The sequence below is a fragment of the Chelativorans sp. ZYF759 genome (genome assembly GCF_012911015.1).
GTDB lineage: Bacteria > Pseudomonadota > Alphaproteobacteria > Rhizobiales > Rhizobiaceae > ZYF759.
In genome coordinates this window covers 41,877-60,364 of the sequence record NZ_WVVV01000015.1, presented here as the reverse complement: position 1 = coordinate 60,364, position 18,488 = coordinate 41,877, and the positions used below count along the sequence as shown (strand labels likewise).

Here is an 18,488-nt window from a genome sequence, read left to right as displayed (position 1 = left end):
AGGATTTTAGCGATATCGATCGAGGCATGCGTTCCTCGTATTGCGTCATCGCTGTCTGCGCGGTTTTTCTCGCCCTTGCCGGCTGTGCCACCAAGCCCAGCCAGATCAACAATGTCTGTGCGGTGCTTGCCCAGAACAATGGCTGGGTTGGCAACTGGCATAGCGCGGCGCGTGCGGCGGAGCGCAAATACGGCGTGCCGATCCATGTTCTCCTGGCTACGATCCGCATCGAGTCGGGCTTCGAGCAAAGGGCGCGTCCGCCACGGCGCAAGCTGATGGGCTTCATCCCCTGGACCCGGGCCTCGACCGCCTATGGTTATTCGCAGGCGCTGGACGGGACGTGGGACGAATACCGCCGGGCGACGGGCAATCGCGGCGCGCGGCGCACGAGTTTCTCGGACGCCGTGGACTTCGTGGGCTGGTATCACCGCCGCAGCCACGAACAGAACGGCATCGCGCTGAACGACGCCTACAACCTCTATCTCTCCTATTATGGCGGCCATGCCGGGTATCGCCGCGGGGTGTGGCGCAACAATCCGGGCATGCAGGCCGCCGCACGGCGCGCGGCGAACATGGCCAACAGCTATGCCCAGCAATTGCGCGGCTGCCGACTCTGAATTGTCGGCAAGCCGCCTGACGCTGCCCCCGGGGGTGAATCTCCCGCCACATCAGTTCCTGACGTCGAGCACCTCAGCACAGCGGGAAAGCCCGATGCCGGCGGCCGCCGTATCGCGCGTGATGCGAAGGGACCGGATCATGTTGCCCCGGTCGACCGTGATCTGAAGCTCGCAGAAGAGCTGCTCGGTGCGCGGCGGCGAGAGCATCTGACGGCCGCCAGCGGTGGAGCCCAACCCGCCGAGGCCGATCGAGGCGCTGCTCGACGTCGTGGTGGTGGTGGTCCGGGTCACGCCTGCGCGGGGGTTCTCGACCTGCGTCTCGGTGCGCACGCGCTCGCGGCTGTACAGCGGATCGGTGGCGGAAGACGACCGTCCGAAGGGCGACGTGCCAAATGAAGGATTGGCCGCGGCCGGCGGATTGGAGTAGGTGGCGGCGATGTATTTCGTGGTCTCGCCACCGCGCCATGTGTACATGAGATCGCCACTCGACAGGGCGAATTCGGAGATCGGGGCGCCGTAGCGCTGGAAGAAGACGTCGGCGTCCTGGCCGATCCAGCGCGACTGCATCGCCTGACCAGCCTGCTCGGTCGTCACGCAGCCCGCGACAATTGCCGCGAAGCCCATCAACATCATCCATCTTGCCGCGACTGCTCGCATCTTTCCTCCTCGTCCGCGAAGGTGCCTTCGTCGGGATCACGCTGCCTTGGGATCGAGAAGAGGCCCTCGCTCGCAAGCGGTTTTTCTGTCTCACCCGTCGTTCCCCCAAGCCATTAAGCCGTTTCCCGACACGGGCGCTATCGACAGCGTCTCATCTTCGCGGCAAGAGTTGCGCGTCTGTCTCAATGTGCCGGCTTGCGTCACGGGCGACGTCCGATCTGTCATGGTAGTGCAACGCCGAGGAGAATAGCTGCCGTGCCGCCTGTATCTCCCGTTTCACAGGTATTCTCTTCCGATCGTCTACCTGTCGCCCTGAGATACGAGGCGTTTCGGGCCCGCATCGATTCCATGTTCGACATGAATCTGCTGCGCGGCGAGGACGAGGCCCATTTCTCGGCCGAGATCCACAGTATCAATCTGGGATCCCTTCTCATCAGTTCCATGCGCAGCCACGAATTCTGCTTCACGCGGCCGCGCGCGCGCCTGTTGCGCGACTTCATCGACCACATCATGATCAGGATCGATCTCGACCGGGCGCCGGAGGAGGGGGGCAGGGCCCGGCATGTGGTGGTGATCGATCTCGGTCGCGTGACCGAGTACGGCCTGACGCCGTGCCACAACGTGTCTGTCGTGGTGCCGCGGCGCCTGCTCGGGGTGTCGGATGGCGAGTTGGCGCGACTGCATGGGGCGGCCCTGGCGAGCCCCATGGCCATGATATTCGCCGATCACGCCGTCTCGCTCATGCGCCATGGCAGCACGATGGGGGCTGCCGAGGTGGCGGCGATCAACGCGCTGACGCCCGGTCTGCTTGCCGCCTGCCTGGAACCCTCGCGCGAAAGCGCGGCGCGGGCGCGGGCGGATCTGGAGGTGGCGACCATATCGCGTGCCCGCGGCTACATCGCCGGGAACCTTCGCGCGCCGGGCCTCGAGCCTTCGACCGTGGCGCGGGCGACGGGCGTCTCGCGGGCCACGCTCTACCGGCTGTTCGAGGCGCAGGGCGGCGTGGCGAAGGCCATCCGTGAAGCCCGCCTCAACCAGGCGATGCGCGACATCATCGAGCAGGGGCAGGGCGCCCGGCTGGGGGATATCGGCCACAATCTCTGCTTTTCCAGCGAGGCGCAGTTCAGCCGCGCTTTCAAGTCGCATTTCGGGTTCAGCCCGCGCGAGGCGCGCAGCGCCGTCCTGGAAGGGCGCAACGCGGCTGCGCTCGCGGCAGGTGCGCGCGACCCCGACCGGCTGGTCTTCAAGGGCTGGCTGGCTTCGCTATAGGCACCATCAGCGACGCTTGACGCCGTACCGTACGGTACGGTACAGAGCGCGGATGGAGGTAACGACCTATTCCGAAACCGAATTCTCGCCGCGCCAGCAGGAAGTACTGGACGTGGTGCTGGCGCTTCTGGTGGAGGGCCGCGACGGGCTGACGATGACGGCGGTGGCGCGGCGGGCGAGTTGTTCGAAGGAGACGCTTTACAAATGGTTCGGCGATCGCGACGGTCTTCTCACGGCGACCGTTCGCTGGCAGGCCTCGAAGGTGAGGGCGGGCAACTGGGATCGACAGCATCTCGACGCACACGCGCTTTCCGAGAGCCTTGAAGCCTTCGCCGCCAACTGGCTGACCGTAATCTCGTCGCGCACCTCGGTTGCCCTCAACCGGGTGGCGATCGCGGATGCGGGTTCGGGCAAGAGCGACCTGGGCGGCATCGTCCTGGCGAATGGCCGGCTCGCCATCGGCGAACGCCTGAAGCCGCTTCTGGAAGCCGCGCGCGAGGCCGGGCTTCTTCTGTTCGACGATACGGAAGTGGCGTTCCGGACATTTTTCGGCCTCGTCGGCCGCGACGTGCAGATCCGCCTGCTGCTGGGCGATCCCCTGGCGATGAGCCGGGCGGAGATCGCGGCGGATGCGGCGCGCGCGACGCGACAGTTTTTCACCCTTTTCGGTGCGGCGAAGCCGGCACCGGGAACGAACCGCAACTGACGACACAACACACGGGAAGGAAGCCAATATGCGTGTCTATTACGATCGCGACGCCGATCTCAATCTCATCAAGGGCAAGAAGGTGGCCATTATCGGCTACGGCTCGCAGGGACGGGCGCACGCGCTCAACCTCAAGGAATCCGGCGTCAAGGAGATCGCCGTGGGCCTGCGTCCGGGTTCGGCCACGGCCAAGAAGGTCGAGGCCGACGGGCTCAAGGTCATGAGCGTGGCGGAAGCCGCCGGCTGGGCCGACCTGATGATGATGGCAACGCCCGACGAGCTTCAGGCCGACATCTACAAGGACGAGATCGCACCGAACATCCGCGACGGTGCGGCCATCGCCTTTGCGCACGGCCTCAACGTGCATTTCGGCCTGATCGAACCCAAGAGCAGTGTCGACGTGCTGATGGTGGCGCCCAAGGGTCCCGGCCACACGGTGCGCGGCGAATACCAGAAGGGCGGCGGCGTGCCGTGCCTGGTCGCCGTCCATCAGGACGCCTCGGGCAATGCGCTCGATCTCGGCCTCTCCTATGCCTGCGGCGTGGGCGGCGGGCGCTCCGGCATCATCGAGACGAACTTCAAGGAAGAGTGCGAGACCGATCTGTTCGGCGAGCAGGTGGTCCTGTGCGGCGGTCTCGTCGAGCTCATCCGCGCCGGCTTCGAGACGCTGGTGGAAGCCGGCTACGCTCCCGAAATGGCCTATTTCGAGTGCCTGCACGAAGTGAAGCTGATCGTCGACCTGATCTATGAGGGCGGCATCGCCAACATGAACTACTCGATCTCCAACACCGCCGAGTGGGGCGAGTATGTTTCGGGCCCGCGCATCATCACCGCCGAGACCAAGGCCGAGATGAAGCGTGTGCTGACCGACATCCAGACCGGCAAGTTCACCTCCGAGTGGATGCAGGAGTATCGCTCCGGCATGGCCCGCTTCAAGGGCATCCGCCGCATGAACGACAGCCACCAGATCGAGGAAGTGGGCGAGAAGCTGCGCGGCATGATGCCGTGGATCTCCGCCAACCGCCTAGTCGACAAGGAGCGGAACTGATCGATCCACGATCCTTGTCTTGCGCGCCTGCGGCGTCGCGGGGGACTCCCGCCAACCGGCTGGTCGACAAGGAGCGGAACTGATCGATCCACGATCCTTGTCTTGCGCGCCTGCGGCGTCGCGGGAGACTTCCGCCAACCGCCTGGTCGACAAGGAGCGCAAACTGAAGGTCGAGCACAGACGTGACTTTCGCGACAGGCCGGGGGAGACCCCGGCCTGTTTCGTTTCGGCACGCAATCGAGTTGGCACGGATCTCGCATCACACGTCATGTAGCCAGATGGAGGCTGTGATGATGCCGATTACGGAAAGATCGATCGCAATCGATGGCGAGATCTTCGCCGATCGCCGCGCGGAAGGACGGCGGCGCGTGCTGAAGGGCGCCCGGTTGGAATTCAACCAGGGATATGGCGCCATGGAATGCGTGCTGCGCAACCAGTCCGATCGCGGCGCAAGGCTCGTGCTAGGGGATACGATGGGCGTGCCGGCGCGCTTCGACCTGGTTATTGCAGGCGAGGAAGGCGTGCGCACGGCGCGCGTGCGCTGGCGGACCGGCGAGGCGGTCGGGATCGATTTCGAATAGGTTGGGGGCGGGGAGAGGGCGGCGGCGGCTTGGGGGCCGCCGCCCTTCTATTCTGCCGTCAGCGGCTCAGTAATAGGGCGAGCGGCACTGCCTGCGCGGCCCGTTATAGGGCTGGAAGCTGTTGTCCGACACGCGGTAGGACCGGTATCGGTTCTGGCACCAGCGCACATGGGCAACCGGCAAGCGATAGGCGTGGCGCGGCGGCGGGGCGTAGTGGCGTGGCGGCGGGCCATAATGGCGCGGCGTGCCGAACTGGAAGTAGAAACCCGGTCCGGGACTGTAGTGGCGCCGGTGATGGTACTGGCGCGACCCCCGCCAGTGGCGGTTCCTGCGATCCAGATGGCGATAGCGATGGCCGAAATCACCATCCTGAACCTGAATGATGTGGGCCGACGAAACCGCCGGTGCGAGTGCCGCGCGGGCCTGGCTCATGGCGCTGGCGGGGCCCGCGGCATGGGCAGGCGCAATGGCCGCAAGGCCAAGCGCCAGCCCGGCGGCGCAGGCAAAGCTGGTGATTGCTGTTTTCAGACGTCTCATTTCGGGACCTCCCGTGTTGTCATCGCGGTTCGATCGCCCCTTTGGAACAAGTCTGGCGGGGCGAAGCTGAACACCGGATGAACGGCCTGGGTGCTTGCGTTGCGGCATGCGAGCGTTCAAAGCTTGGGCCATGCCGTTTCGCATCGCCACCTTCAATGTCGAGAACCTGATGAATCGCTTCGATTTCTCAGGTTTCCGCAACCAGCTGCTGCAGGATCGCGCGCTGTCGCTGTTCGAGATTCGCGAGGAGTCCGACTACCGGCTCCTGGAAATGGCACGCGCCATCACCCATGCCGACGACACGCGGCAATTGTCGGCGCTCGCCATCGCGGCCACGCGCGCCGACATCATCTGCCTGCAGGAGGTCTACAATCTGGCGGCGCTGCAGGCGTTCGAATACGGCTATCTCTACAAGATGATCGGCTCGGGCTTCCGGCACAAGTTCACCACGCCCGGCAATGACGGGCGGGGCATCGACGTGGCCATCATGTTGCGCGAGGAGACGGCCGATGGGCAGGCGATCGAGGTCGAGGAGATGGTGAGCCATGCTCATGTGAGCTTCGAGGAATTCGGCCTGTTCACCCCTGCGCTGGCCGAGATCGGCGTCGACCCGACTTCACGCATCTTCCGGCGCGACTGCCTGGAACTGAGGCTGAGGATCGGCGGGCTGCCGCTCACGGTCTTCTGCGTGCATTTCAAGTCGATGGGGCCGCCGCGCGAGGGCGTCCCCGGACGCGAGGCGTCGATGCCGATCCGCATCGCGGAAGCCGCCGCCGTGCGCCGCATCATCGAGACGCGGTTCGGCAGCCGTATCGGGCATGCGGACTGGATCGTGGCGGGCGATTTCAACGACTATCGCGAGCGGGTCATGGTGATCGAGGATGGGGAGGGCGGTCTTCGTTTCGAGCCGCGCCGCGAGGAAACAAGCTGCGTCGACGTGCTGACGGCGGGCGGGTTCTGCGAGAACCTCGTCGAGCGCCGCGACGCGCTCGACCGCTGGACGCTCTATCACACGCGCGGGCCGAAAGAGCGGCATCTGTGCCAGCTCGACTATCTGATGGCCTCGCCGGCGCTGGCCAAGGCCAACCCGCAGACGCGGCCCGATATCATCCGCAACGGCCAGCCCTTCCGCACCCTGTTTCCGCCCGGCCAGGAGGTGGAACGCTATCCGAGAACAGGATGGGACAGGCCCAAGGCTTCCGACCACTGCCCGGTGGCGGTCTCGCTGTCACTTTCGTGAGACGAAACTTGCCCAAGATGAGGCCGTGATGAAATTCGACCTGCCCAGAGACAGGATCTTCCAGATCGACGAGATCGACGTTCGGCTCGATCCCGGCCCGCACCCCTTCATGCAGGGAGCCGAGGCGGCTGTGGCGGCGCGCTGGCAGATCGAGAAGGAGGCCAAGCCGGCGCTTTTCGATGGCGAGGTGGTGCTCCTGTCGCGCCTGGAGTGGGACGCGGGCAAGCTTTCGGGGACCTGTCACGCGGTGCGCTATTCGCAATTTCTCTACTGGCGCAGCCGCCGTCCCGTCGAGAGTGCGGAACATGCCTATGCCCACCCGATCCTGGTTTCCGCCGACAATGCGCTGGTGGCGATCCGGATGGCTGCGCACACCTTCAATGCCGGCCAGGTCTATTTCGCGTCGGGCTCGTTCGAACCGGTGGATTTTCCGGGCGGGCGCGTCGATGTCGATCTCAACATGCGCCGCGAGGCGATGGAGGAGATCGGCGTCGATCTAGATGACTGCGTGGCCGAGCCGCTTCTTTTCGGGCTCTCGCGCAAGGAGGGTACGGTCTTCTTCCGCCGCTATTTTTCGAGCCTCACGGCCGAGGAACTCGCACGCAACATCCGCCACCATTCCGAGCATGGCGGCGACGACGAGATCGAGGGTGCCGTGATCCTGCGTTCGCCCGCCGACCTACCCGACCGCGCCGCCGGACAGATGCCGCCGCTGGTCGAATGGCATTTTTCGAACGGTCCCGTGTCGGAAGACTGAGTGCCGACCCGTCCTCGGGGTGTTCACGATCGGACATCATCGAGGAGGCGGACATGTGGAGCGTTGCAAGAACCACCCTGGCGGCATACGCGCTGGCCATCACCCTCCCAATCGCACAAGCGCAGGAGCAAGCGATGACGCAGGCAATGGATCCGGCCGCCAGCGGCCATGTCGAGATCAACGGGGTCGACTACCACTACCAGATCCACGGGGAAGGCGAGCCCTTGCTGCTGCTGCATGGGGGGCTCGGCACGCTGGACATGTTCGTTCCCATCCTGCCAAGCCTGACCGCCACCCGCCAGGTCGTCGCGATCGACATGCATGGCCACGGACGGACGCCGCTCGGCGACCGTGCGATAAACCTCGTCGAGATGGGCGGCGATCTCGGGCGCGTCATCGACACCCTGGGCTACGAGCAGATCGACGTGATGGGCTACTCGATGGGCGGCGGCGTGGCGGCCCAGATCGCCGTGCAGAACCCCGACCTCGTGCGGCGGCTCGTGCTGGTTTCGACGCCGGCCGCAAAGGACGGGTTCTATCCCGATATCGTCAACCAGATGCACCAGATCAGCGCGCAGGTGGCGGACGCCATGCGCGGAACGCCGATGCACGAGGCCTATGCGGCGGTTGCTCCGGTGGCGGATGATTTTCCGCGGCTGCTGGACGCCCTGGGCGACATGGTGCGCCGGCCCGACGTCTACGAACTTGAGGTCGAGAAACTGACCATGCCGGTCATGCTCATCTATGGCGATGGCGACATGTTCCGACTGGAGCACGTGGTCGAGTTCTACAAGCGGCTCGGCGGCGGGCGGGGCGATGCGGGATGGATGCGCGAGAACATGCCCACCAACCGGCTGGCGATCCTGCCGGACCTGACTCACTACGAGGTCTTCATGTCGCCGGTCATGGTAGAGACGGCGCTGCGCTTCCTCGACGGCGCGAACAGCGGGCCTGCGTGGAGCCAGAGCGAGCAGACGGTGCGATAGAGGCGATCAGCTCGCGGGGGACGCGGAGGCGGGGAGCCGCGTGCGCTTCAGGGTCTCGATGCGCATGGCCGATTCCGCGATGCGGGCGCGCAGCGTGTCGTCTTCCATGGCGGCGCGGCCGATCTCTCGGATGAGGGTTTCGGGGAGTTCAGGGTCTCTCGACAGATAGTTCGATACGATCAGGAGGTCGATGCCGGCGCGGATGGCCGCGATCAGCGCCGTGGCCATCTCGTGATCCCCGGTAATGGCGCCCATCTCCATGTCGTCGGAGACCGCCACGCCCCGATAGCCGAGTTCATGGCGAAGGAGACCGTCGACGAGATCGGGCGAGAGCGTCGCCGGAAGTCCCGTTTCCGCGCCCTCGCGATCGAGCACCAGATGGCCGACCATCACCGTGTCGGCGAGGCCCTCGGCAAACAGGACACTGTAGGGTTCCAGCTCCAAGGCGCTCCAGGTCGCGGAGATGTCGGGGAGATGGAGATGGCTGTCGCGCAGGGTCGAGCCGTGGCCGGGGAAGTGTTTCAGCGAGGTGATCAGGCCGGCGGCGCGGTGCGCCTCGACGAAGCTGCGGGCAAAGGCGACCACGGTCTCCGGATCGGCCGCGTAGGCGCGCTGGAGCTCGGAGATGATCGGATTGGCAGGCTCCACGTCGAGATCGACGACGGGGCCGAAATTGACGTTGAAGCCGAGATCGGCGAGGGCATCCGCCATGGTGCGGTAGAGGTCGCGCGCCATGTCGGGATCGCCGTGACGGCCCAGCATGGCAGCTGACGGCGTCTCCGGGAAACCGTGCAGGCTGCGCAGGCGCTGGATGCGGCCGCCTTCCTGATCGATGGCGATCAGAGGCGGGTCGGCGGGCGCGACATCGTGGAAGGCGCGGTTCATGGCGCTCAGTTCCTCGAGCGTCGATACGTTGCGGCCCAGGATGAGGACCCCGCCCACGCTTCCTTCGGCGATCTGCTCGACGACCCTTCGTGGCCACGGGTCATCAAGGCTGGTGCCGACGAAGCCGACCATCAGCATCTGGCCGATCTGCCCGCGCAGATCGGCGTCGATCGGGGGCTCGGGCGCGCGCCAGAACTGCATGAGAGCCAGCGAGAGGCCGACGACGAGGAGTAGCCCGCCCGCAGGGAGGATGAGGCGGCGAAATGAAGGGAGGGATGGCAGCGCCTACTCCATGACCGAGTAGATGTATTCGAGAATGTCGGCGATCTGCTGGGGTGAGGCAAGGAAGACCGGCATGCCGGGGTGACCGGTGTCGATGCTTTCGATGAAGGCCTCTTCCAGCGCGTCGATGGGGTAGAACTGCGACAGGTCGCGGAAGGGTGGGGCCTGGGGATGGGAGCTGGCGTCGCCATGTCCGATGGCGTGGCAGCCGGAGCAGTTCTCGACCACCAGCGCGCGTCCGCGCAGGATCATCTCGTTGTCGGAACCTTCCCAATGCTCGGCGATGGCGGACGCGGTCATGGCAAAGAGCGCTGGAAGGATCAGGATGGCTAATCGGGTGGGCCGCATGGCATCGTCTCCTCAGACATTCGAGAGAGATGCTTAAGCCGTGCGGCGCTCACGTCAATCGCATCATTCGTGGCGCAGCGCGTCGATCGGATCGAGACGGGCGCCCCTGAGGGCGGGAAAGAACCCGAACACCATGCCGATCAGCGCGGAGAAGCCGACGGCGAGGGCGATCACCGCGAGACTGGGCGCGAAGGGAATGCCGAGCGTTATCGATGCGGCGCCGGCGATGCCCAGGCCGAACAGCACGCCGAATATGCCGCCCAAGGCGGACAGAACCGTGGCCTCCACCAGGAACTGCCAGAGGATGTCGCGCTCCTGCGCGCCAATGGCGAGCCTTATGCCGATCTCGCGCGTGCGTTCGGTGACGGAGACCAGCATGATGTTCATGATCCCGATGCCGCCGACCAGCAGGCTGACGCCGGCCAGCGCGCTGAGCATGCCCGTCATGACGCCGGTGGCGCTGGCCATGGTGTCGGCGATCTGGGTCATGTCGCGGACGGAGAAATTGTCTTCCTGGTCGAGGCCGATGCGCCGCGTCTGGCGCATGATGTCCTCGATCTGGGCAGCCACGCGCTCGGTGGAGACGCCGTCGCGCGCCGACACGTAGATCGCGCTTATGTCACGGTTGCCGGCGAGCCGCCGCTGGAAGGTCGAGAGCGGCATGAGCACCGCGGCATCCTGGTCCTGACCGAAGCCCGTCGTGCCCTTGGCCTCGAGCACGCCGACGATCTCGCAGCTCATGCGGTTGACGCGCAGGGACTGGCCGAGCGGATCGCCGCCGCCGAACAGTTCCTGTTTCACGGTCTGGCCGATCATGCAGACATTGCCGCCGGCACCGCCCTCCGTGTCGCCGAAAGTGCGGCCGTCGGCCACCGCCCAGTCGCGGGCGATGAAATATTGCGCGTCCGTGCCGGTCACCTCGGCTGCCATGTTCTGCGGGCCGAAGACCACCCGCTGCTGGCGCTGGGCGGTGGCCGAAACGGCCACCACATCGGTCAGTCCGTTGCGCAGGCCTTCGAGGTCGCGCGCGTCCAGCCGGCGCGGGGTGAACGAGGCGCCGCCGCCGCGCGATGGCCTCGCGGCGGAGACGACAAGCAGGTTCGAGCCGAGCTTGGCGATGTCTTCCTTCACGCGTTCGGTGGTGCCCGAGCCGATGGTGATCATGGCGATCACGGCGGCCACGCCGATCACGATGCCGAGCAGCGTCAGGAAGGAGCGCAGCGGGTTGCGCAGCACGGAGCGCAAAGCGAGGCGGATCGTCTCAAGCCACATGGACCGGCTCCGTGTTGACGCGGTCATAGGCGATGTTGCCGTCGAGGAAGCCGACCGTGCGCTCGGCATAGGCGGCAATGTCGGGCTCGTGCGTGACCATGACGACGGTCAGGTCATGGTCACGGTTGAGGCCGACCAAGAGTTCCATGATCTCGTGGCTGCGCTGGGTGTCGAGATTGCCCGTCGGTTCGTCGGCGACGAGCAAGGTGGGGCGGGTCACGATGGCGCGTGCGATGGCGACGCGCTGCTGCTGTCCGCCCGAGAGTTCCGAAGGCGTGTGGTGTTCGCGTCCCTGAAGACCTACCTGGGCCAGCGCCTCCATGGCGAGGTCACGCCGCTGGCGCGCCGGCACGCCGCGATAGATCAGGGGCAATTCGACGTTCTCGGCCGCTGTGGTGCGGGCGAGCAGATTGTAGCCCTGGAAGACGAAGCCGATATAGCGGTTGCGCAAAATGGCACGGCGCGAGCGGTCGAGCGTGCCGGCATCGACGCCGAGAAAGCCGTAACGCCCGGCGCTCGGCGTATCGAGGCAGCCGATGATGTTCATGGCCGTCGACTTGCCGGAGCCGGAAGGCCCCATGATGGCGACGAATTCGCCGCGCGCGATGGAGAGATCGACACCGGCCAGCGCAGGGACCCTGGCCTCGCCATGGCCATAGGTCTTCCAGACCTCGCGGAAGGACAATAGCGGGATGTCGGCGATCATGTTCATGAAGCCGGCCCGTCAGCGCTGCGTCGTGCCGGTGATGACACGGTCGCCGGGATTGAGGCCGGAGAGGATCTCGATCTGGTCGCCGGACATCGCGCCGGTGGTCACGCGGGCGGGGCGAGCCTGTCCGTCCTGGAGGAGCCACAGCGTGCGCGTGCCTTCGCCGCCACCGCGTCTTGAGCCATCGCCTGCGCCCGGACCGCGACCGCCGCGCATGCCAGACATGCGCTGGGGCGAGAAGAGATTGGAAAAGCTGAAGCCCGACGTGCCGGTGCCCGTCTGGGGCGGGGTGAAGCGAAGGGCGGAAGCCGGCACCAGCATTACGTCGTCGGCCTCGCGGGTGACGATGTCGACGGTCGCCGTCATGCCGGGGCGCAGCACCAGATCCGCATTGTCGACGGCCAGGCGGGCCTCGTAGGTGACCACGCCTTCCGTCACCAGGGAGGCAAAGCTGATGTCGCGGATTTCGGCATCGAAACGGCGCGCCGGGAAGGCATCCACGGCAAAACGCGCGGTCTGGCCAGCCCGGACCTCGCCGATATCGGCCTCGTCGATCGCCGCCTTCAGTTCCATGCGCTCCAGATTCTCGGCGATCACGAAGAGGATAGGGGCCGACGTCGAGGCGGCGACCGTCTGGCCCGGATTGACGGCGCGCTCGAGCACGATGCCGTCGATGGGGGAATAGATCGTGGCGTTGGCGAGATCGGCCTGTTGCAGCCTGAGATCGGCACGGGCGATGGCGAGATTGGCCTCGGCGACCTCGACGCCGCTCTGCGCGCGTTCATGGGCGGCAAGAGCGTTGTCGAGCGCCTGGTCGGCTACCATGCCGCGCTCCGACAGCTGTCGTGCGCGGGCAAGCGCGCGTTCGGTCTCGTTGAAGGTGGCGCGGGCTTCGGAGACGCGCGCGGCGGCGACCGCGACGCCAGCCTCGGCGCGTTCAACCTGCGCCTGGATGCGGGTGGTGTCGAGCTGTGCCAGCACCTGGCCGGTTTCGACGATCTCGTTCTCGGAGACGGCGACCGAGCGCATGACGCCCGACAGCTCGCTGGAAATCTCGACACGGGTCAGCGGCTCGAGCGTGCCGGTGGCGGAGACCATGACGGTCATGGCGCCGGATCCGATCTCGACCGTTTCGTATGTGGGGGCTGGGTCGGGCTGGGCCGCGTAGACATAGATCCCCGTGCCGGCACCCAGCACGAGTGCGAGGCCGAGAAGGGCAGGCCAACGGCGGCGCGACGGGCGGCCTTTGCCCATCGCGAGGACGTCGTCGATCGATTGCCGGTCGGGATCGGGACGTCGCGTGGGCCGCTCCACGATCTGATCCATGAGAACGCCTGCCTGTTTCCGTGATGTCCCTTGCGTCAAGAGATCGGTGTTTTCGGCCGCAAAGACAAATTAAACTTGTGTCATGTTGGTCCGGTCGCGTGCCGGTGCTGGCAGAACGCCCCCGCCACATTTGGCGGCTAGAGTGCCCGGCGAACCCATTTGGAGCCCCCCATGTCAGAACGCCGCTACCTTATCTACGACGTGTTCACCGATACCGCGCTGGCGGGCAATCCGCTGGCGGTGGTGCTGGACGCCGAAGGGCTGGATACGCGGCGGATGCAGGCGATCGCCAGGGAGTTCAACCTGTCAGAAACGGTGTTCGTCCTGCCGGCCCGAAACCCGGTGCACCAGGCCGCGCTGCGTATCTTCACGCCCGGGCTGGAGCTGCCCTTCGCGGGACACCCGACGGTCGGGACGGCAATCGCGCTGGCCGAAGAACAGGGCGTTGCCAGCGGCGACGGCGCGATCCTCGTGCTGGAGGAGAAGGTTGGCGACGTTCGCTGCGTGGTCGGCTTCCGCGACGGCGCGAACTTTGCCGAATTCGACCTGCCGAAGCTTTCCGAGAAGCTGGACTTCGAGGTGCCGCAGGAAATGATCGGTGCAGCGCTCGGTCTCGGGCCGCACGAGATCGGCTTCGAGAACCACGTGCCGGCGCTCCGGACGGCGGGCGTGCCCTATGTCACCGTGCCCGTGGCCGATCTGGACGCGGCGGGGCGTGCCCGGCTCGACCAGAAGCTATGGGGAGAGATCGCGCCCGTGATCGATGGCGTTCCGGCGGACGCTTATGTGTACTGCCGCGAGACGGTCAACCACGACTGCCACTTCCATGCCCGCATGTTCGCGCCCAAGTCCGGCATCCCGGAGGACCCGGCCACCGGCTCGGCCGCGGCCGCCTTCAGCGGGGCGGTGCTGACCTTCGATGCGCCGCCCGACGGGCCGCACGCCATCTGGATCGAGCAGGGGATCGAGATGGGCCGACCCTCGCGCATCCGGCTAGAAATGGAGATTTCGGACGGGAAGGCGGTGTCCGCGCGTATCGGCGGTCACGCGGTAAGGGTCGCGGAAGGGCGCCTGTACCTGGATTGAGCCCGCGCCGCGATGCGACGCGGGCAGGGCGTTCACATGCCCATAATGCCCTTGGCTTCCTCTAGCGCGGCGATGGAGCCGTCGTGATCGCCGGCATTGTGGAGTTCCTCGCCCTGGGCGCGAAGCTCCTCGACGCGCGCGCGGTCGCCGTCCGACAGCTCGGCCGTTGGCATCGCGGCGTCGATCTCAGCCATGACGGCGGGACAGGAATGGGCGAAGGCAGCGGCCGGTGACAGGACGATCGCCGCCGAAAGCATGATGATGCGCAGCATGGTGGTATTCCTCCCTTTGCGGCCGGGTTGGCCCGCCCCCGAGAGCGCGACCGCAGCCCCAGTCTAGCGTGATCGCGGCCAGCCGCGTGTCACGAAGGGGTGAATGCGGCGGGTGCGCGCGAGCCTGATTCTGGAACGATCCTGGCGCTGCAACATTGTGAAAGGAACGCGTGAACACCAGCCAGCGGGGCAATCATGGCACTGCGCGACTTCCGACGCGACAACATAACGAAGCCGATCTTCACCTGGGCCAAGGGCGTCATGCCGCCGATCTCGGAGACAGAGCGCTCCGCCATCGATGCCGGCACGGTCTGGTGGGACGGCGAGATATTCACCGGCAATCCCCACTGGAAGACGCTTCTCGAGATGAAGCCAGCCGCGCTTTCACCCGACGAGAAAGCGTTTCTCGACGGGCCGACGCGCGAACTCTGCGCGATGGTCGACGACTGGAAGCTGAACTGGGAAGACCGGGACCTGCCGCCGGAAGCCTGGGATTTCATGCGCAAAAACAAGTTCTTCGGCATGATCATCCCGAAGGAGTATGGCGGGCTGGGCTTTTCCAACACCGCCCATTCGGAGGTGGTGCGGCTGCTTTCGACCGTCAGCGTCGTGGCGGGTGTCACGGTGATGGTGCCGAACTCGCTCGGGCCGGGCGAACTGCTTGTCGAGTTCGGGACGCAGGATCAGCGCGATCACTGGCTGCCGCGCCTGGCCGACGGGCGCGAAATCCCCTGTTTCGGCCTGACCTCGCCTGACGCCGGGTCGGACGCGGCCGCGATGAAGGACGAGGGCATCGTCGAATTTGGCCAGTTCGAGGGCAAGAAGGTCCTCGGCATCCGCCTCAATTTCGAGAAACGCTACATCACGCTGGGGCCGGTGGCGACCGTGATGGGGCTGGCCTTCAAGCTGCGCGACCCTGAAAATCATCTCGGTGGCGGCGAAGAGCGCGGCATAACGGTCGCTCTGCTGCCCACAAGCACGCCAGGCGTGCGACACGGAGACCGGCACGTGCCGCTCTTCACCCATTTCCAGAACGGACCGCTCTACGGCGAGGACGTCTTCATTCCGCTCGAGTGGATTCTCGGTGGGCCGGAGCGCATCGGCCAGGGCTGGAAGATGCTCATGACGGCGCTGGCCGCCGGCCGCGGCATCTCGCTTCCGTCGCAATCGGCGGCGTCGGCGGCAGCCTGCGCGCGTGCAACGGGCGCCTATGCCCGCGTGCGCCGACAGTTCAACGTGCCGATCGGGATGTTCGAGGGCATACAGGTGCCGCTCGCCGAAATCTGCGCCAACGCCTATCTGATCGACGCGGCGCGGCGGGCCACGGTGGCCGCGCTCGACGAGGGCCACAAGCCGTCGGTTATATCGGCGATCATGAAATACCATGCCACCGAGCGCATGCGGCGTTCAGTGGAGCACGCCATGGATATCCATGGCGGAAAGGGCATCATCGAGGGCCCCAAGAACTATCTCGCCTCCGCCTACCGGTCGGTTCCGATCGGGATCACCGTCGAGGGCGCCAACATCCTGACCCGCAACCTGATGATCTTCGGCCAGGGCGCGATCCGCTCGCATCCCCATATGCTGGACGAACTTCTGGCGCTGTCGGACGAGGACAAGCAGGAAGGGCTGGAGGCGTTCGACCGCAGCTTCTGGTCGCATGTCGGCCATTCGATCAAGAACAGCGGCCGGGCTTTCCTGCGCGGCTGGTCCGGTGGCCTCATCGGCCCGGCGCCGGTGGATGCGGCCATGGCGCCGCACTGGCGCCAGCTGTCGCGCTATTCGGCCGCCTTCGCGCTGCTGGCCGACCTTTCGCTGCTGACGCTGGGCGGGGCCTTGAAGCGCAAGGAGATGATCTCCGCACGCCTGGGCGACATCCTGTCCGAGATCTACCTGCTGGCCGCCGCGCTGAAACGTTTCGAGGACGAGGGCCGTCATGAGGAAGACCGGCCGATCGTCGACTATCTGATGATCACCGGCTCCGAACGCATCGCCGACGCCTTCGAGGGCGTGCTGCAGAACCTGCCCGCCCGCTGGGCGTCGGTCGTGGTGCGGCTTCTGGCCTTTCCGGGCGGATTCGCGCGCCGCGCGCCGGCCGACCGACTGGTCTCGCGGCTGGCGGAGATGCTGATGGTTCCGGGCGCCCAGCGCGACCGGCTGACGGTCGACGTCTATCTCGGCGAAGGTCGCGAGGGCCATCCGATGCGCGACCTCGAAGAGGCCTTCGAACTGGCGGTCGCCAGCGAGCCCGCGGAGAAGAAGATGCGCGAGGCCAAGATACGCGACGTCGAGGAGGCTTTGGCCAAGGGCGCCATTACCGCCGAAGATGCCGCGCTCCTGAAACGAGCGCGCGAGGCGCATGACCGCGTGGTGGCCGTGGATGCCTTCCCGATGGAGGAGGTGTCCCCCATCTCCAAGCAGCACCGCGAACCGCCGGCCAAGAAGCAGAAGAAGACACCGGCACGCCGCAGCGAGACCCGGGAGGCAGCCGAATAATGGCCAAGGCAGCGACAAGCACGCCCAAGGCGAAAGCGACTTCGAAGCGCACGACCGCCGCGCGCGGCCCTGCCAAGACGGCGGCGCGCAAGGCGCCGTCGCGACGCGCGGCCTCCAATGGCGGCGGGCGTCCCGTCTATATCGTGGACGGCGCGCGCACGCCGTTTCTGCGGGCGCGCGGCAAGCCCGGCCCGTTCACTCCGGTCGATCTCGCGGTCCAGTGCGGACGGCCGCTTCTGATGCGCCAGCCTTTTGCGCCCGACGCCTTCGACCGGGTGGTGCTCGGCTGCGTCAACGTCGTGGCCGACGAGATGAATCCGGCTCGCGTGGCGGCGCTTCGCCTCGGCATGGGCGCCTCGATGCCCGCCTGGACGGTGCAGATCAATTGCGGCACCGGCATGCTGGCCATCGACGACGCGTTTCGCGCCATCGAGGGCGGCAGGGCCGATCTCGTGCTGGCCGGCGGCACGGAGGCGCTGTCGCATGCGCCGCTGGTGCTGAGCCGCGAGGCGACGGAGTGGTTTGCTTCCTTCGCGACGGCCAAGGGCCCCCTCGACAGCGCCAGCGCGCTGACCGGTCTGCGCGCGCGTTTCGCCAAGCCGGTGATCGGGCTGGAACGCGGCCTGACCGATCCGATCACGGACATGAACATGGGCCAGACGGCCGAACTGGTCGGGCATCTGTTCAAGATCTCGCGCCAACAGGCGGATGCCTATGCGCTCGAAAGCCACCAGCGGCTGGCGCGGGCGCAGAGCGAAGGTTTCCTCGCCGACGAGGTGATGGCCGCCGTCGACAGGGATGGCGGGCTGCACGAGAAGGATGACGGCGTGCGGCCGGATTCCTCCATGGACAAGCTCGCCAAGCTCGATCCGGTCTTCGAGAAACCCTATGGCAAGGTCACGCCGGGCAATTCCTCGCAGATCACCGACGGCGCGTCCTGGGTGATCCTGGCCTCGGAAGAGGCGGTGAAGAAGCACAAGCTGACGCCATTGGCGCGGCTGGTCGATTCGGAATGGTCGGCGCTCGATCCCGCAATCATGGGGCTCGGGCCGACGCTATCTTCAACCGCGCTGATGAAGCGGCATGAACTCTCCCGCGACGACATCGGTCTCTGGGAACTGAACGAGGCCTTCGCCGCGCAGGTCCTGGGATGCCTTGCCGCCTGGGAGGACGAAACCTACAGCCGGGAGGTGCTGAAACTCGACGGGGCGTTCGGCGCGATCGATCGAAAGAAGCTCAACGTGGATGGCGGAGCCATCAGTCTGGGCCATCCGGTCGGCACGAGCGGGAACCGGATCGTCCTGCACCTGGTCAATGCGATGCGCCGGCTGGGCGAAAAGCGGGGAATCGCGACCGAGTGCATCGGCGGTGGGCTGGGCGGCGCAATGCTGATCGAGGCAGTCTGAGATGAAGA

The 18,488-nt window shown here is 66.3% G+C and carries 19 protein-coding genes; 11 read left to right on the top strand and 8 right to left on the bottom strand.

The genetic code is table 11. The features are described from left to right. The first annotated feature begins 26 nt into the window (after positions 1–26). Positions 27–617, top strand: a complete 591-nt coding sequence (locus GRZ55_RS19050) for a hypothetical protein (RefSeq protein WP_169288544.1) — start codon at positions 27–29, stop codon at positions 615–617. A 51-nt stretch (positions 618–668) separates the two neighbouring features. Here the strand turns inward: GRZ55_RS19050 and GRZ55_RS19045 are convergent, their stop codons facing one another. Then, entirely contained in the window at positions 669–1,274 is a 606-nt protein-coding gene (locus GRZ55_RS19045) for a hypothetical protein (protein WP_169288543.1), read from the bottom strand. A gap of 348 nt (positions 1,275–1,622) precedes the next feature. Between GRZ55_RS19045 and GRZ55_RS19040 the strand changes: the two genes are divergently transcribed. The 4 genes from GRZ55_RS19040 (at position 1,623) to GRZ55_RS19025 (ending at position 4,878) form a co-directional block, all read left to right on the top strand. Continuing rightward, complete coding sequence (locus tag GRZ55_RS19040) at positions 1,623–2,543, top strand: helix-turn-helix domain-containing protein (protein ID WP_169288542.1); 921 nt, start codon at positions 1,623–1,625, stop codon at positions 2,541–2,543. Between the two features lie 52 nt (positions 2,544–2,595). Then, positions 2,596–3,249, top strand: a complete 654-nt coding sequence (locus GRZ55_RS19035; RefSeq protein ID WP_169288541.1) for a TetR/AcrR family transcriptional regulator C-terminal domain-containing protein — start codon at positions 2,596–2,598, stop codon at positions 3,247–3,249. Between the two features lie 28 nt (positions 3,250–3,277). Continuing rightward, a complete protein-coding gene (gene ilvC, locus GRZ55_RS19030) occupies positions 3,278–4,297 on the top strand; it encodes a ketol-acid reductoisomerase (protein ID WP_169288540.1) in 1,020 nt (339 codons plus the stop codon). Positions 4,298–4,587: 290 nt separating this feature from the next. Next, positions 4,588–4,878 carry a PilZ domain-containing protein gene (locus GRZ55_RS19025; RefSeq protein ID WP_169288539.1) on the top strand — a complete coding sequence of 97 codons (291 nt, stop codon included), beginning with the start codon at positions 4,588–4,590 and terminating at the stop codon, positions 4,876–4,878. 66 nt (positions 4,879–4,944) lie between these two features. Here GRZ55_RS19025 and GRZ55_RS19020 read toward each other — a convergent pair whose 3' ends face one another. Then, positions 4,945–5,415 carry a BA14K family protein gene (locus GRZ55_RS19020; protein ID WP_169288538.1) on the bottom strand — a complete coding sequence of 157 codons (471 nt, stop codon included), beginning with the start codon at positions 5,413–5,415 and terminating at the stop codon, positions 4,945–4,947. Positions 5,416–5,545: 130 nt separating this feature from the next. Here GRZ55_RS19020 and GRZ55_RS19015 point away from each other — a divergent pair, with 130 nt between their 5' ends. From GRZ55_RS19015 to GRZ55_RS19005, 3 genes are all read left to right on the top strand, one after another. Continuing rightward, positions 5,546–6,655, top strand: coding sequence for an endonuclease/exonuclease/phosphatase family protein (locus GRZ55_RS19015; RefSeq protein WP_169288537.1), 1,110 nt, complete (start codon positions 5,546–5,548; stop codon positions 6,653–6,655). 28 nt (positions 6,656–6,683) lie between these two features. Next, complete coding sequence (locus GRZ55_RS19010; RefSeq protein ID WP_169288536.1) at positions 6,684–7,412, top strand: NUDIX hydrolase; 729 nt, start codon at positions 6,684–6,686, stop codon at positions 7,410–7,412. A 134-nt stretch (positions 7,413–7,546) separates the two neighbouring features. Next, complete coding sequence (locus GRZ55_RS19005) at positions 7,547–8,398, top strand: alpha/beta fold hydrolase (protein WP_246734878.1); 852 nt, start codon at positions 7,547–7,549, stop codon at positions 8,396–8,398. Positions 8,399–8,404: 6 nt separating this feature from the next. Here the strand turns inward: GRZ55_RS19005 and GRZ55_RS19000 are convergent, their stop codons facing one another. The 5 genes from GRZ55_RS19000 to GRZ55_RS18980 all read right to left on the bottom strand — a co-directional run bounded on the left by GRZ55_RS19000 (position 8,405) and on the right by GRZ55_RS18980 (position 13,220). Next, positions 8,405–9,484: a glycoside hydrolase family 3 protein gene (locus GRZ55_RS19000; protein ID WP_169288534.1), complete on the bottom strand. Its 1,080-nt coding sequence runs from the start codon at positions 9,482–9,484 to the stop codon at positions 8,405–8,407. Between the two features lie 84 nt (positions 9,485–9,568). Beyond that, on the bottom strand, positions 9,569–9,913 hold the full coding sequence (locus tag GRZ55_RS18995) for a cytochrome c (RefSeq protein WP_246734877.1): 345 nt from the start codon (positions 9,911–9,913) through the stop codon (positions 9,569–9,571). Positions 9,914–9,976: 63 nt separating this feature from the next. Beyond that, positions 9,977–11,185 carry an ABC transporter permease gene (locus GRZ55_RS18990; RefSeq protein ID WP_169288533.1) on the bottom strand — a complete coding sequence of 403 codons (1,209 nt, stop codon included), beginning with the start codon at positions 11,183–11,185 and terminating at the stop codon, positions 9,977–9,979. Next, positions 11,175–11,891 (bottom strand): ABC transporter ATP-binding protein, encoded by a 717-nt coding sequence (locus tag GRZ55_RS18985; protein WP_169288584.1) that lies wholly within the window; start codon positions 11,889–11,891, stop codon positions 11,175–11,177. The genes GRZ55_RS18990 and GRZ55_RS18985 overlap by 11 nt, the downstream gene beginning before the upstream one ends. Positions 11,892–11,909: 18 nt before the next feature. Continuing rightward, positions 11,910–13,220 (bottom strand): efflux RND transporter periplasmic adaptor subunit, encoded by a 1,311-nt coding sequence (locus GRZ55_RS18980; protein WP_169288532.1) that lies wholly within the window; start codon positions 13,218–13,220, stop codon positions 11,910–11,912. Positions 13,221–13,391: 171 nt separating this feature from the next. On the opposite strand from GRZ55_RS18980, the gene GRZ55_RS18975 reads away from it, so the two are divergent. Beyond that, a complete protein-coding gene (locus tag GRZ55_RS18975) occupies positions 13,392–14,306 on the top strand; it encodes a PhzF family phenazine biosynthesis protein (protein ID WP_169288531.1) in 915 nt (304 codons plus the stop codon). Between the two features lie 32 nt (positions 14,307–14,338). On the opposite strand, the gene GRZ55_RS18970 is transcribed toward GRZ55_RS18975, so the two are convergent. Next, a complete protein-coding gene (locus GRZ55_RS18970; protein ID WP_169288530.1) occupies positions 14,339–14,578 on the bottom strand; it encodes a hypothetical protein in 240 nt (79 codons plus the stop codon). Between the two features lie 195 nt (positions 14,579–14,773). Here GRZ55_RS18970 and GRZ55_RS18965 point away from each other — a divergent pair, with 195 nt between their 5' ends. Continuing rightward, entirely contained in the window at positions 14,774–17,074 is a 2,301-nt protein-coding gene (locus GRZ55_RS18965; RefSeq protein ID WP_169288529.1) for an acyl-CoA dehydrogenase, read from the top strand. After that, positions 17,074–18,480: an acetyl-CoA C-acetyltransferase gene (locus GRZ55_RS18960; protein ID WP_169288528.1), complete on the top strand. Its 1,407-nt coding sequence runs from the start codon at positions 17,074–17,076 to the stop codon at positions 18,478–18,480. Before GRZ55_RS18965 ends, GRZ55_RS18960 begins: the two co-directional genes overlap by 1 nt. Positions 18,481–18,488 lie beyond the last annotated feature (8 nt).

Bases quoted from the DNA above. Each gene is read 5' to 3' on its own strand.
- GRZ55_RS18980 (WP_169288532.1), bottom strand. From the start codon at position 13,220: ATGGATCAGATCGTGGAGCGGCCCACGCGACGTCCCGATCCCGACCGG.
- GRZ55_RS19020 (WP_169288538.1), bottom strand. From the start codon at position 5,415: ATGAGACGTCTGAAAACAGCAATCACCAGCTTTGCCTGCGCCGCCGGG.
- GRZ55_RS18985 (WP_169288584.1), bottom strand. From the start codon at position 11,891: ATGATCGCCGACATCCCGCTATTGTCCTTCCGCGAGGTCTGGAAGACC.
- GRZ55_RS19045 (WP_169288543.1), bottom strand. From the start codon at position 1,274: ATGCGAGCAGTCGCGGCAAGATGGATGATGTTGATGGGCTTCGCGGCA.
- GRZ55_RS19050 (WP_169288544.1), top strand. From the start codon at position 27: ATGCGTTCCTCGTATTGCGTCATCGCTGTCTGCGCGGTTTTTCTCGCC.
- GRZ55_RS18975 (WP_169288531.1), top strand. From the start codon at position 13,392: ATGTCAGAACGCCGCTACCTTATCTACGACGTGTTCACCGATACCGCG.
- GRZ55_RS18965 (WP_169288529.1), top strand. From the start codon at position 14,774: ATGGCACTGCGCGACTTCCGACGCGACAACATAACGAAGCCGATCTTC.
- GRZ55_RS19005 (WP_246734878.1), top strand. From the start codon at position 7,547: ATGACGCAGGCAATGGATCCGGCCGCCAGCGGCCATGTCGAGATCAAC.
- GRZ55_RS18960 (WP_169288528.1), top strand. From the start codon at position 17,074: ATGGCCAAGGCAGCGACAAGCACGCCCAAGGCGAAAGCGACTTCGAAG.
- GRZ55_RS18970 (WP_169288530.1), bottom strand. From the start codon at position 14,578: ATGCTGCGCATCATCATGCTTTCGGCGGCGATCGTCCTGTCACCGGCC.
- GRZ55_RS19025 (WP_169288539.1), top strand. From the start codon at position 4,588: ATGATGCCGATTACGGAAAGATCGATCGCAATCGATGGCGAGATCTTC.
- GRZ55_RS19000 (WP_169288534.1), bottom strand. From the start codon at position 9,484: ATGCAGTTCTGGCGCGCGCCCGAGCCCCCGATCGACGCCGATCTGCGC.
- GRZ55_RS19015 (WP_169288537.1), top strand. From the start codon at position 5,546: ATGCCGTTTCGCATCGCCACCTTCAATGTCGAGAACCTGATGAATCGC.
- GRZ55_RS19040 (WP_169288542.1), top strand. From the start codon at position 1,623: ATGTTCGACATGAATCTGCTGCGCGGCGAGGACGAGGCCCATTTCTCG.
- ilvC (WP_169288540.1), top strand. From the start codon at position 3,278: ATGCGTGTCTATTACGATCGCGACGCCGATCTCAATCTCATCAAGGGC.
- GRZ55_RS19010 (WP_169288536.1), top strand. From the start codon at position 6,684: ATGAAATTCGACCTGCCCAGAGACAGGATCTTCCAGATCGACGAGATC.
- GRZ55_RS18990 (WP_169288533.1), bottom strand. From the start codon at position 11,185: ATGTGGCTTGAGACGATCCGCCTCGCTTTGCGCTCCGTGCTGCGCAAC.
- GRZ55_RS19035 (WP_169288541.1), top strand. From the start codon at position 2,596: ATGGAGGTAACGACCTATTCCGAAACCGAATTCTCGCCGCGCCAGCAG.
- GRZ55_RS18995 (WP_246734877.1), bottom strand. From the start codon at position 9,913: ATGCGGCCCACCCGATTAGCCATCCTGATCCTTCCAGCGCTCTTTGCC.